The following is a 13232-nucleotide window of genomic DNA, read 5'->3' as shown; positions in this document are numbered from 1 at the left end:
CCATCACATCCTGTGATAACGCCTTCGTGACCAACATCTTGTTGGCCCGAGACCCTGGAGCGAGCAAATAGAGGAACGAAGGCTAAGAACATCACGTCCTGTGATAACGCCTTCGTGACCAACATCCTGTTGCCCCAAGCGGCTCATCGGACGCCCCCAGGAAACTCTGCTCTGTGCGAAAGCGAAGCGACAGCAACAAATGTTTTCTGTAGCGAAAGCAAAGCGGCAGCTACAAAGCGCCCAGCCGGAACGGAAATCAACTCCACATTATGGTGAAGAGCTTAAGCGTGTAAAGTTTTGAAGGAAAATTGAGGTATTTTCGAGAGATAAAGTGCTCGTGGTGAACGAATAATCAGTGTAGAATAACCTCACTGATGAAAGTTTTGCTTTATCTATATTGTCTGTATGAAATGAATGTCTTTTCATGCTATTATGGTAAAGGTTAAGCACTAAATTATGAGGTGAAAAATAGAATGTGCGGATTTATAGGCTATATTAATGGAACAAATGTGATCGATCATCATCAAACGATCGAAAATATGATGAATACAATTATTCACCGTGGACCAGACAGCGGTGGGATTCACAGTGATGATAAAGTAACGTTAGGATTCCGTCGATTAAGTATTATCGACTTATCAGACGTGGCAAATCAGCCGTTGTACAGTGCAGATGGTAATATCGTTCTCGTATTTAATGGAGAGATTTTCAACTTCCAAGAGCTACGTGCTGATTTGGTTGAAAAAGGTCACAACTTTAAAACACACTCCGATAGTGAAGTTATTATTTATGGTTATGTTGAATACGGAGTAGAATTTGTCAAAAAGCTTCGCGGGATGTTCGCATTCTGTATTTGGGATAAAAAGAATGATTTACAATTCATCGCTCGTGATGGCTTCGGTATTAAGCCACTGTATTATACAGAAAACACAACAGATGGTACGTTTATTTTCGGTTCAGAAATTAAATCATTTTTACCACACCCAGCATTTATTAAAGAATTAAATAAAAATGCGCTACGTCCGTATCTGACGTTCCAATATTCTTCAATGGACGAAACGTTCTTTAAAGGTGTGTACAAATTACAACCAGCACACTATATGCTTATTCAAAATGGACAAAAGCAAATTGTGCAGTATTGGGATAAAAAATTCCATGCAAAAGAAGCTCCAATTGAAAAATATGTAGAAGACATTCGTACGACTGTAAGTGAATCAGTAGACGCGCATCAAATAAGTGATGTAAAGGTTGGTTCTTTCTTATCAGGTGGTATTGATTCAAGTTATATTACTTCATTATTACGCCCTGATAAATCCTTCTCTGTTGGTTTCTCTGACTACGAGGATATGTTTAATGAAACAAATTTAGCAAAAGATTTATCGGATACATTAAATATTCAAAATGAACGTAAATATATTTCGGCAGATGAGTGTTTTGAAGCATTACCAAAAATTCAGTGGCATATGGACGAGCCACAATCAAACCCATCTTCTGTACCGCTTTATTTCCTTTCTGAGTTAGCATCGAAGGATGTAACAGTAGTACTTTCAGGTGAAGGTGCGGATGAAATTTTTGGTGGCTACTCATGGTACCAAAACTCTGGTAAAATGCAAAAATATGAGAAAATCCCATTTGGTATTCGTAAAGCGTTACGTGGTATAGCAGAGGCGTTACCTAAAAATCAATATTCGAACTTCCTCGTTAAAGGTGGTCAAACAGTAGAAGAACGCTTCATTGGGGAAGCGGTTGTATGGGACGAAGAAGATGCATTAAATGTCTTGAAACCAGACTATAAAAATGGTCCATCTGTTAAATCGATTACAAAACGTATTTACGATGAGGTTCCAGGTGATGATGATGTTACTAAAATGCAGTATCTTGATTTAAATCTTTGGATGCCAGGTGATATTTTATTAAAAGCAGATAAAATGAGTATGGCTCATTCTATTGAATTACGTGTACCATTTTTAGATAAAGAAGTGATGGAATTAGCGAAAAACATTCCATCAAAATATCGCGTAAATGACATTGATACGAAATATGTTCTTCGTCAAGCTGCACATCAGGAATTACCTGAAGAATGGGCAAAACGTCCAAAGCTTGGCTTCCCAGTGCCAATTCGCCACTGGCTGCGTGAAGAAAAGTATTATAAGATGGTAAAAGAAATGTTTACAACTGACTTTGCCAATGAATTCTTTGATACAAAACAATTAGTAGGCTACCTAGATGAGCACTATGAAGAAAAAACAAATCGTGGACGTTATATTTGGACAGCCTATGTGTTCTTAGTATGGTATAAACAATTTTTCGTAGATATGTAATAGAGAAGTAGCATTAATCGGTGGGGATTTTCTTAATCTCCACCGATTATTTTGAGCCTTCTACTTTCTATGGGAAGGGCACAACCACTATTTTTTTTATAGAGCTTCTAGAACTTTTTAATGTATTTGTGCGTCTGTATACCTATAAATATGTTAAGATTACAATTGGTTTACTTATTTAATATTTTGCGATGATGTGCTTTCTAGTTGTTTTGCTGAATTTTTTATTGGCGTAGTATTAAGATTTGAACAGTAAAGAACGTTTGAAACAACCCTGTAAAAGTGCTCGGGTAGCGGAAGAAACCGCTCGGGTACCCAGTGAAACTTCTCAGGTAGCAGAAAGAACTGCTCTAGAAGCAGGTTAAACCTCTAATGCTTTGAAAAAAGACTGCTCTGCATGTAGCAAATATTTTATAAGTGTTACGGTAATGAAAATATTGATTTTACGATGAATGGATGGGTACGATGTCCAATTTAATGAAAGGTACCGCGATATTAACAATGGGAATGTTTTTATCGAAGGTGCTCGGATTAATTTATATTTTTCCTTTTTATGCGATTGTGGGTGAGGAAAATGTTGCCCTCTATCAATATGCATATATTCCCTATTCGATAATGCTAGCAGTAGCCATCTCAGGTGCGCCAATTGCTGTATCCAAGTTTGTTTCTAAATACAATGCAATGGGTGATTATCAATCAGGCCGCAAACTTATGAAATCAGGCATACTTATAATGATGTGTACGGGGTTTGCGGCGTTTATTTTTCTTTTTGTGCTAGCTACGCCAATAGCGGGGCTTGTTATTAAAAGTGATGATCAGGCATTTACGGTAGAGCAAATTGCTTCAGTTATTCGCTGGGTTAGTTTTGCGTTAATTGTCGTGCCATTTATGAGCCTCTGGCGTGGATTTTTCCAAGGCTATGACAAAATGGAGCCTACAGCGGTTTCTCAGTTAGTGGAGCAAATTGTTCGTATTGTTGTGTTATTGGGTGGTTCTTTCTTAGTTGTGGTAGTTTTCAAAGGGAAACCAGAAACAGCTGTTTCCTTTGCAGTATTTGCTGCATTTATTGGGGCAATTGGTGGGTTGCTAGTACTTTATTATTATTGGAAGAAGTATCAACCTGAATTTGATTTACTGCGCAGTCAAAGTGTGACGTCTACACAGCTACCAATGTCCAACATATATAAAGAAGTAATTACGTATTCAATTCCAATGGTATTTGTAGGCGTAGCCAATCCGTTGTTCCAATTAGTAGATATGCTGACATTTAATGGAGCTATGATATCTATAGGCTTAGCGGAAGTAACGGATAAGTATTTATCAATGATCAACTTTACAACACAAAAGGTTGTCATTATCCCAGTAATGTTAGCTACAGGTTTTTCGTCGGCACTAGTACCGACGATTACAAAGTACTTTACGCAAGGTGAATATTTATCGCTTCGACATGCAATGGATAAAACATATCAAATATTAATTTTTATTACATTGCCTGCGGTAGTTGGAATTTCATTGTTATCGAATGAAATTTACTTTATGCTCTATACTGAAAGCGAGATGGGTGCTATGATTTTAGCCCATTATGCACCTGTTGCTATTTTATTTGCATTATTCCAAGTGACAGCAGCTCTTTTACAGGGCATCGACTTCCAAAAGTGGATTGTCTTAAGCTTGTTAACTGGAATTTTAGTCAAGCTAGCGATTAACATTCCGTTAATTCGTTGGATGGAGGCAGATGGCGCACTCCTTGCTACAGCTATTGGCTATAGTGTTTCAATTATTATTAATATGCTTGTGTTACGAAAAACTCTGAACTATAAATCAGAAATGGTTATTCGTCGTGTCACGCTCATTTCTCTTTTGACAGCGGCAATGGCGGTAAGTGTATTACTCGTTCATAAACTTTTAGTGTTATTAATGGGACCGGTAAGTGGTAAATTCTCTGCATTAGTTTATTCTGTTATTTGTGCTGGAGTAGGTGTAGCAGTATATGGCTATTTGTCTTTACGCCTAGGCTTAGCACAAAAGCTTCTCGGTGAACGATTGACAAGAATTACAAACAAACTGGGATTTAAATAGGAGGTACTAATGCGTTTAGATAAATTACTGTCGAATATGGGTTACGGGTCACGCAAGGAAGTTAAGCAGCTTCTAAAGCAAAAAGCGGTGACAGTAGATGGCGCATATGCGAAGGATGCAGCATTACATGTTGATCCTGACAAGCAGGATGTCTCCGTTTTTGGTGAACGTGTGAACTATACAGAATTTGTATACTTTATGATGAATAAACCTCCTGGTGTTATTTCTGCAACTGAGGATTTACGAGATGAAACTGTCATCGATTTGTTAGATCCTTTACATCAACATTTCCAGCCTTTCCCTGTAGGTCGCTTAGATAAAGATACAGAGGGATTATTGTTGATAACAAATGATGGCATATTAGCCCATAATTTATTGTCTCCTAAAAAACATGTGCCGAAGGTTTACTATGCACAAATAGAAGGAATTGTGACTGAGGAAGACTGCGAGAAATTTGCTCAAGGTGTTGAGCTAGACGATGGTTATGTAACAAAACCAGGAGAGCTTATCATATTAAAATCTGCTCAGCAATCAGAAATTGAGTTAACGATTCAAGAAGGTAAGTTTCATCAGGTGAAGCGTATGTTTGAGTCTGTTGGTAAACGTGTAACGTATTTAAAACGCCTATCGATGGGCAGCCTAAAGCTAGATGACAGTCTAGAATTAGGCGAATATCGAGAATTAACGGCTGAAGAACTAGCTTACTTACAAATTAGGGATTAAAGAATTCCTCGATGCTAACATAGATTAGTATCGAGGCATTTTTTATATACATACTTATACCAGTAACTGTATAATTGATATAACTTTTGTGTGAAAAGCTATTTAGTCTATGGTACTAATAAATCTCTAAATGTTTCAGAAAATATGATGGTGAAAATAAGTAGAGGACAAGTTAATGAAAAACCTAAGAATTAAATTATTAATATCTTTAATTGCCTTTGCATTAATACTAGTGGGTGTGATTTTTTACGTTAATAGGCAAATACTTACTGAGGATATGAAAAAACAAGAAGTCATGAATAGAACATTAATTGAAAACCATATTCTTAAAGATATGCAGGCTGTAGATAATGCACATTTTTATTTTGATCAAAATCTCTCTGACAAAATGGAAGAAGTACTACGAAAACTAATTACTTATTATAAAGAAAACCCACATATAGCGAAGTGGGATTTACAGAAAATAAAAAGCGAAAATGGAATGGATGTGTACATACTCGACCAATCAAATACCGTAATTTATACAACTTTTGAAAAAGATAAAGGTTTAGCTTTTTCTCAATGTTGCCACCGTTTTTCTACTTTACTAGACAAACGTCGAGCAAGCGGAGAATTCTACACTGATGGTATTGATATTTCAACAACTACTGGGGGATATCGAAAATTTGGCTATTTAGCAACACCTGACAAGAAATATTTATTCGAGGTAGGTATAGACTTACTTGATGATCCTGTATTCCAAACTTTTAACTTCGGAAAGACTGCTGACTATCTAATAGATAAATATGCAGATTTGTTAGAAGTACAAACGATAAATGCGGGTGGGGTTTTCTTTGATGATTCTAAATCTCATGAAATAACTGTAAAAGATCAATCGAAAATGTTTCAAGAGCATTTTGAGCTAGCCAAAAAAACGATGAAGCCAACGGAATATCAAAAGGGGTTTAATAATGGTTATATTGAAAAGTACCGTTTTATACCATACGAAGCTGAAGCGGTTCGGGGAGAATCCTCGAAAAGAGTTGTATATGTGAAATATGGTAATTTCACAGAAATGAGAGCACTAACTAAAAATACAAAGCAGTTTCGAGTATTGCTTTGTATTGCCTTAGTAACTTCTTTCATCATGCTATTAGTCATCAACAAACTCCTTTCCAAAACGATTCATCTTGCAACATATGATCCTTTAACAAATGTTTATAATCGTGCTACCTATATTAGTAAAATGGATAAATTATTAAGACATAGGAAGACGAATCAACCGGGTTTATTGCTGTTAGATTTAGATAATTTTAAACAAGTAAATGATCGGTTTGGACATGTTGAAGGTGATAAAATTCTGATTGAAACAGCGAGAACTTTAAAACAAGAAGTGGGGAAGAATGGCTTTGTTGTAAGATTTGGTGGAGATGAATTTGCAATTGTTTTATATGATACGAAGGATGAATGTATGGGAAGATTAGCAAATTCTATTTTGGAGAAAATTCATCACTTGAAGTATGAGGATAAAGTTTCTATTGATAGATGGTCTGTACTTTCAGTCAGTATGGGCGGTGCTATTTGCATTCATCCAGATGAGTCAGAAAGAAGCTTATTTGAGCGTGCAGATAAGGCGTTGTATCAATCGAAAAATGCTGGGAAAGACCAATACACCAGTTATGAAGAAGCTCCTGCTAATGAAGAAAGCTAAAGCCACTTCCAATTTTTAAGGATAAAATTATATGCTCGCTCCATTCTTATTAGAGAGTCCAAGCAAGAAGTTAAAGCCTCCGAACGCAATTTGCCGAGGCATAATTGATATGCTTGAGATTCGCTTATAGAAATGGAGCGATTTTTTGTCAGAAGTTAAAATCCGTAAAAGCTCTATTACTTACATTATTTTGGCTCATCACCAAAAGTTGTGGATGACATTTGTTAAAACATATGCCATGTATTTAAGTTGATTGAAGTGAAGACTTGGCGACTACTTGGGGATCAGCATCAGACCCTTGAGCGAGCACATAGGGGAACGAAGGCTTAAAACCATCACGTCCTGTGATAACGCCTTCGTGACCAACATCGGTGCTGTTGCCGCTGCCGCTACGTTAGCACTACGCTTTCGCGCAAAAAACATCTGTTGGTCCAAGCGGCTCATCGGACGCCCCCAGAGGAAGCTTTGCTCTGCGCGAAAGCGAAGCGACAGCAACAAATGTTTTATCTGTGCGAAAGCGAAGCGACAGCAACAAATGTTTTATCTGTGCGAAAGCGAAGCGACAGCAACAAGCCCCCAGTGGAACGGAAATCAACCACACACATTATGATGATGAGCCACTTTATTCCTTGTGGTGTGTCTTAAGCTTTGATCTATAAAATAAACAACTGCATAAAACTAGAACTGCAATGACCGCAAACATTGCGTTCATATAATGTGTTAGCAGCCAACCGCCAATAATTGGTCCAATAAAGCCCCCTAAATTTTTAAATTGAGCTGCTCCTAAATAAGTTCCCTTTTGTGTATCAGGCGCAATTTCATCAATCATGACATTCATAGTCGGAAAGGCGAAAATTTCACCAATCGTGAATATAATCATAGCGATAATATATAACGGATAGTTATTTGAGAAGCCGAATAATAAAAGACCAAACACGAAGAACAAAATCCCTACTAATAGAGTAGCTGCCGATGAAAAACGTTCTGAAAGTATACTAATCGGTAATTGTAGTAATAACACAACTGCTGCATTTATTGAGATTAGTAGAGAATAGAGTTTGGCACCATTTTCAATTTTAAGTTCAATGATTTGTGGCAATGTGGAATCAAATTGAGAGTACCCAATATTTATTAAAATTGCCCCAAAAATAAAGCTTAGTAATACACGATTCGTCAATAGTATCGTAAAGGTTTGCAGTATTTTCGTTGGTGTTGAAGCTTTTGGTTGTTGCATTTCATAGCGATTTAACACGAAAAATAAAAATAAAGCATAAATAATATACATAGTTCCTGTCAGCATGAATGGAATACTTGGGCTGGACAATTGAGAAATATAAACACCAATAATAGGACCGATAACAGCAGCTATGTTAATGGCTGTGTAACGAAGTGAAAACAATCTTTTTCGTTTATCAGCAGGAGTAAAATCAATCATTAATGCCTGTGTCGAGGGTTCAAAGAAGGAGCGACATAAGCCATTAAGGGCGTTCAATGCTACAAAGAACCAAATCGTTTGTGCTGTTGCAAAGCCAAAGAACACAATGCTCCAAACAATAATCGTAAGCAAAATGACGTTTTTTCTACCAAATCGGTCAGTTAAATAACCGCCAAAGAATCCGCCTACAGTGGAGATTAACGGTGCAATACCAATCGTCAAGCCTATTTGTAAAGGGGATGCTTCAATTTCATTATGTAAGTAAATTGCTAAAAAGGGCATTGCCATAAAACTTGCAATACGTGTGAAAATAGTTCCCCCTAAAATAATCCAAACTAGCGGATGAAACAGTTTGGGAAGTTTCATAGAATCCTCCTCTCAAAATGTAGAATGTTTCGATTTTAACGGATTGTTAATTAATTGTAAATAGTCAAAAAACATTTGAAGATAACGCTGAGAAAACGAATGTTACAAAAATACATGAATTGTTAGCAAATAAAGGGCTCCAATCAATTTATATACATGGCATACTTTTAAAATAATGTTATCCTCAACTTTTGATGATGAATACCATAAATAATGAATTTCATGATTAGTGGAAATTTCACTAAAAGTAATCGCAAACTTTTGAGAGGTATTTGCTTGGAAGCTTGAGAAATTGTGGGGAATCAAAAAATAGTAGAAAACAAAAAAAGAATGACCACGACGAAAGGTCATTCTTTTTCCATACAAGATGCTTTACGTGTTACACGTAAAAACTAAGACGTCATTTTTACTTTTTTCTTCGTCGTTGTCCATTTGCCTCGACTTGGACTCATCACCAAATCGTTAAAGGCTAACACGTTCAAATCTCTTTGAACGGTGCGAGGAGTGATACTAAACTCTTCGACTAAATCCTGTGTAGACACGGTTCCTTTGTCTAAAATAAACATGTACACATCTTTAATACGATTAAGCATTCGATCAGTAGTTGGTTTCATAAATGAACCACTCCTTCATCTTAATTCTCTTGGCAAAGACTAGCGGACGACAATATGTGCGGAGTGCACTTAGGCTAATAAGTAGCTGCCTTAGACATCCCCTTTTCTAATTTTATATTCAGAAAAATCATTCTGATAATTTCATTATATAGAAAAGCTAGTCGATTTTCTAGTGAATGCAAGGGAAATTTACAATTAAGACATAAAATTTATACTGTATTTTGTGGGAATAAGTGAAAAACGTGCTATATGTGGTAGTGTTCGAAGTAAGATTTTGAAAAGTTGTCAGAAAGATGATTGTAATTTATGTTGTTAAGAGTAGAATAATGTTATTACTTTAGAGGAGGTCCATCATATGGATTGGTTACAAGCTGCAAAGGAAAGACAAGATGAATTGATACAAGAGTTACAGGAGCTTGTGCAAATTAATAGTGTTCTTGATGAGAATACGATCACTACTGAAGTACCTTTTGGTGATGGTCCATTAAAGGCTCTGGAATGGTTATTAGCAAAGGGCCAAGCTGAAGGTTTGCAAACTAAAAATATTGATAATTATGCAGGTCACATACAGATGGGTGAAGGTGACGATTTATTAGGTATTTTATGTCATGTTGACGTGGTACCAGTTGGTGATGAAACAGATTGGACATACCCACCCTTTAGCGGCACTGTAGCAGATGGTAAGCTATTTGCTCGTGGCGCAATAGATGATAAAGGACCAACAATTGCGGCATGGATGGCAATGAAACTTGTTAAAGATGCAGGCGTTGAGCTTAATAAAAGAATACGTATGATAATTGGTACGGATGAAGAAACTGGCTTCCGCTGTGTCGACCACTATTTTAAACATGAGGAAATGCCGACGATTGGATTTGCACCAGATGCGGATTTCCCGCTCATCAATGCTGAAAAAGGCATTGCCGAGCTAGTGTTCTCTCAAAATAAAACAGGTGATGCTTCGAAAGAACAGCTATTACTATTTAATGCTGGAAATCGACCAAATATGGTACCGGATTTTGCAAAAGCAACGGTGCAGTTCGTTTCCTCACAATTCGAACAGAATTTTCACGCATTTTTAAGTAAAAATCAGCTAGAAGGGTCTTTATTAATCGAGGGTTCTCACTATATAATAACTATCAAAGGTAAGGCAGCCCATGCAATGGAGCCGGAAAAAGGTGTCAATGCAGCTGTTTATCTTGCAGCATTTTTACAACAAGAGTTGACGACAGAGGCAAGTAAACAATTTGTCGACTTTACCGCAGATGTTTTTTATCAAGATCATTATGGTAACAAGCTTGATTTACAATTCGAGGATGAAATGTCTGGTAAAACTACATTAAATCCAGGTATTGTAACCTACGATGTGGCTAAAGGTGGTAGCATGGTCATTAGTATGCGCTATTCTGTCTCATATCCGTTTGATGAAAAAATCACGGAAGCACAACGCTTAACTGTGGCAAAAGGATTTTCATTGGATATTCAAGATGACTCTAAACCTCATTATGTAAGCGAGGACGATGCATTTATCCAGACTTTAGCAGATATTTATAGACGTCAAACAGGAGACTATGAAACACCTCTACTGTCTACTGGTGGTGGTACGTATGCGCGTGTCATGAAAAAAGGTGTAGCATTTGGCATGCTGTTCCCAGGTGAACCTGACGTAGCTCATCGTGCGGATGAGTTTGTCGTCATTGAAAATCTTATAAAAGCAACAGCTATTTATGCTGAAGCAATTGTTGAACTTGCAGGAAACAAATAAATTAAAGATGAAAAGGATGAACGAAGCATGGCATATTCATTATGGAATGATCAAATCGTTGAAGAAGGATCAATTTCAGTATCTCCAGAAGACAGAGGTTACCAATTTGGTGACGGTATTTATGAAGTAATTAAAGTTTATAACGGAAACATGTTCACAGCACAAGAACACATTGATCGTTTCTATGCGAGTGCCGAAAAAATTCGTCTTGTCATTCCGTATACTAAAGACGTATTACACAAATTATTACATGATCTTATCGAAAAAAATAATTTGGAAACGGGTCATATTTACTTCCAGATTACACGTGGTACAACTTCTCGTAATCATATTTTTCCGGATACAAGTGTTCCAGCTGTATTAACAGGGAATGTTAAAGTTGGCGAGCGTTCGTATGAAAACTTTGAAAAAGGTGTTAAGGCTACCTTTGTCGAGGATATCCGCTGGTTACGTTGTGATATTAAATCATTAAATTTATTAGGTGCTGTACTGGCGAAACAGGAAGCATCTGAAAAAGGTTGCTATGAAGCTATTTTACATCGTGGTGACATCGTAACAGAATGTTCATCAGCAAATGTTTACGGCATTAAAGATGGTAAGCTTTATACACACCCTGCAAATAACTTCATTTTAAACGGTATTACACGCCAAGTTATTTTAAAATGTGCTGAGGAAATTAATTTAACAGTTATTGAAGAACCAATGACGAAGGCTGATGTATTAACAATGGATGAGGTAATTGTGTCATCTGTATCTTCTGAAGTAACACCTGTTATCGATGTTGATGGTAACAAAATTGGTGCTGGAGTTCCAGGTGAATGGACTCGTAAATTACAGCAAGCATTCGAAGCGAAATTACCGCTTTCTATTAATGCGAAATAAATAAATCCTTTAAGAGAACTACCTAAACTTGGGTAGTTCTCTTTTTCTATAGAGCAAATTATGGATGTTTTATCCTGAAACGTCATGTAAAATAAAAAGGATGAATGAGTTGTAGAATGATCGCTATCGGAATTTAAAGTTAAAGAGCAAATGTCGATGTAATGAATGCAAATGTCTATTTATCTTTATTTAGTAATTTTTTATGTAGCGAAAGCATAGTGCTAATGAAGCTACAGCTACAACTACAACTACATTATGCCAAGGAGAAAATTGATACTTCGATTTGCCTTCCGAGCAGTTGTAGGGAGATTAGCAAATTAGATATAGGGCGAGTAAGATTGGAGTGACCTTAACATGGCACAATTGGTGAAAATACAAGATTATATTTCACGCTATCAGATTGATTTAGCAAGATATCCAACTCAATTTGTACGCTTAAAGAAAAGTCAATGGGAGCGTGTTAAGCGACAGTGGGAGTTAGGAGAAGAAATTAGTGAGTGGCAACATACCGACGACGATTCAGAAAATGATTCTTTCGCAGAAAAAGAGAGATTTTCTTTATTCAAAAAGATATTTGCAGGTCGTCAGAAGGAAGAAAATGAGGACGTTGAACAGATCGAAATATCGAATGAACTAGTAAGTGATGAAGATAGCATACCTGAAGAAGAAACGACTTTAACATTTGAACCAAAAATTGTCTACGCACCACAATCTATTCATGAATTAAAACGAATGTTTATCGATCAATTTTTCCATTTCCAAATGAAATGGGCAAGTTCAACATTACGTGAAAAGTCGTATGTAGATCCTCGTTTTATGCGTGATCCATTACTACGAAATTTATTGCAAAAATTACCGGACAATTATTTACTTTTTTATTATCCTATTTTACAAATTAGAAAAGCACCTATAGAGCTGGATGTCGTACTAATGTCACCGACAGAATGTATATGTATAACAGTGCTGGAAGCAGAAAATCAAGCAGTTTATGTTGGAGGCAGTGAGCGATTCTGGATCAAAAAAGTAGGAACGAAGGATTCAAAAGTCCTTAATCCAATGATAAGTTTAAATCGTATGGAGTCTGTATTAACTCAATTATTTATGCAGGACGATATAAATATGCCAATTCGTAAGGTTATTTTATCCCAGAATGGCTATTTCGATTATCCAGGGTCACCTTATGGAATTCAATTTGTTGATCGTCGAAATTATGGAGAGTGGATGGAGCATTTAAAGAAAGTATCCTCTCCTATGAAACATATGCAAATTCGTGCTTCTCAAACGATTTTAAACAACGTACAAACAACATCTTTTAATCGAGATATTTGGAAGCAATCTTCTCAACCAGCCGGGGATTAGT

The 13232-nt window shown here is 36.6% G+C and carries 9 protein-coding genes; 7 read left to right on the top strand and 2 right to left on the bottom strand.

Features of this window, described 5'->3' with window-relative positions:
- The first annotated feature begins 473 nt into the window (after nucleotides 1-473).
- The 4 genes from asnB to ACMZ42_RS22960 all read left to right on the top strand — a co-directional run bounded on the left by asnB (nucleotide 474) and on the right by ACMZ42_RS22960 (nucleotide 6813).
- Nucleotides 474-2321: an asparagine synthase (glutamine-hydrolyzing) gene (asnB, locus tag ACMZ42_RS22975; RefSeq protein ID WP_415732907.1), complete on the top strand. Its 1848-nt coding sequence runs from the start codon at nucleotides 474-476 to the stop codon at nucleotides 2319-2321.
- Between the two features lie 465 nt (nucleotides 2322-2786).
- A complete protein-coding gene (locus ACMZ42_RS22970; protein WP_370081950.1) occupies nucleotides 2787-4400 on the top strand; it encodes an oligosaccharide flippase family protein in 1614 nt (537 codons plus the stop codon).
- A 9-nt stretch (nucleotides 4401-4409) separates the two neighbouring features.
- Nucleotides 4410-5123 (top strand): pseudouridine synthase, encoded by a 714-nt coding sequence (locus ACMZ42_RS22965; RefSeq protein WP_415732906.1) that lies wholly within the window; start codon nucleotides 4410-4412, stop codon nucleotides 5121-5123.
- A gap of 175 nt (nucleotides 5124-5298) precedes the next feature.
- The gene (locus tag ACMZ42_RS22960) at nucleotides 5299-6813 is read left to right on the top strand and encodes a GGDEF domain-containing protein (RefSeq protein WP_370081946.1); all 1515 of its coding nucleotides are present in this window, start codon (nucleotides 5299-5301) and stop codon (nucleotides 6811-6813) included.
- A gap of 622 nt (nucleotides 6814-7435) precedes the next feature.
- Here ACMZ42_RS22960 and ACMZ42_RS22955 read toward each other — a convergent pair.
- Complete coding sequence (locus ACMZ42_RS22955; protein ID WP_415732905.1) at nucleotides 7436-8614, bottom strand: MDR family MFS transporter; 1179 nt, start codon at nucleotides 8612-8614, stop codon at nucleotides 7436-7438.
- Between the two features lie 392 nt (nucleotides 8615-9006).
- The gene (locus ACMZ42_RS22950; protein ID WP_036118795.1) at nucleotides 9007-9228 is read right to left on the bottom strand and encodes a DeoR family transcriptional regulator; all 222 of its coding nucleotides are present in this window, start codon (nucleotides 9226-9228) and stop codon (nucleotides 9007-9009) included.
- Between the two features lie 355 nt (nucleotides 9229-9583).
- On the opposite strand from ACMZ42_RS22950, the gene pepV reads away from it, so the two are divergent.
- The 3 genes from pepV (at nucleotide 9584) to ACMZ42_RS22935 (ending at nucleotide 13231) form a co-directional block, all read left to right on the top strand.
- Nucleotides 9584-10990: a dipeptidase PepV gene (pepV, locus tag ACMZ42_RS22945; protein WP_415732904.1), complete on the top strand. Its 1407-nt coding sequence runs from the start codon at nucleotides 9584-9586 to the stop codon at nucleotides 10988-10990.
- A gap of 27 nt (nucleotides 10991-11017) precedes the next feature.
- Complete coding sequence (gene dat, locus ACMZ42_RS22940; RefSeq protein ID WP_415732903.1) at nucleotides 11018-11872, top strand: D-amino-acid transaminase; 855 nt, start codon at nucleotides 11018-11020, stop codon at nucleotides 11870-11872.
- A gap of 354 nt (nucleotides 11873-12226) precedes the next feature.
- Nucleotides 12227-13231: a nuclease-related domain-containing protein gene (locus ACMZ42_RS22935; protein WP_370075811.1), complete on the top strand. Its 1005-nt coding sequence runs from the start codon at nucleotides 12227-12229 to the stop codon at nucleotides 13229-13231.
- Nucleotide 13232: the final 1 nt, after the last annotated feature.

The sequence above is a fragment of the Lysinibacillus sp. NPDC056185 genome (genome assembly GCF_047737915.1).
Classification (GTDB): domain Bacteria; phylum Bacillota; class Bacilli; order Bacillales_A; family Planococcaceae; genus Lysinibacillus.
This window is presented reverse-complemented; position numbering and strand designations above follow the sequence as displayed.

Excerpts from the sequence above, each read along its gene's own strand:
- ACMZ42_RS22965 (WP_415732906.1), top strand. The coding sequence starts at position 4,410 with ATGCGTTTAGATAAATTACTGTCGAATATGGGTTACGGGTCACGCAAG.
- ACMZ42_RS22960 (WP_370081946.1), top strand. The coding sequence starts at position 5,299 with ATGAAAAACCTAAGAATTAAATTATTAATATCTTTAATTGCCTTTGCA.
- asnB (WP_415732907.1), top strand. The coding sequence starts at position 474 with ATGTGCGGATTTATAGGCTATATTAATGGAACAAATGTGATCGATCAT.
- ACMZ42_RS22970 (WP_370081950.1), top strand. The coding sequence starts at position 2,787 with ATGTCCAATTTAATGAAAGGTACCGCGATATTAACAATGGGAATGTTT.
- dat (WP_415732903.1), top strand. The coding sequence starts at position 11,018 with ATGGCATATTCATTATGGAATGATCAAATCGTTGAAGAAGGATCAATT.
- ACMZ42_RS22950 (WP_036118795.1), bottom strand. The coding sequence starts at position 9,228 with ATGAAACCAACTACTGATCGAATGCTTAATCGTATTAAAGATGTGTAC.
- ACMZ42_RS22955 (WP_415732905.1), bottom strand. The coding sequence starts at position 8,614 with ATGAAACTTCCCAAACTGTTTCATCCGCTAGTTTGGATTATTTTAGGG.
- pepV (WP_415732904.1), top strand. The coding sequence starts at position 9,584 with ATGGATTGGTTACAAGCTGCAAAGGAAAGACAAGATGAATTGATACAA.
- ACMZ42_RS22935 (WP_370075811.1), top strand. The coding sequence starts at position 12,227 with ATGGCACAATTGGTGAAAATACAAGATTATATTTCACGCTATCAGATT.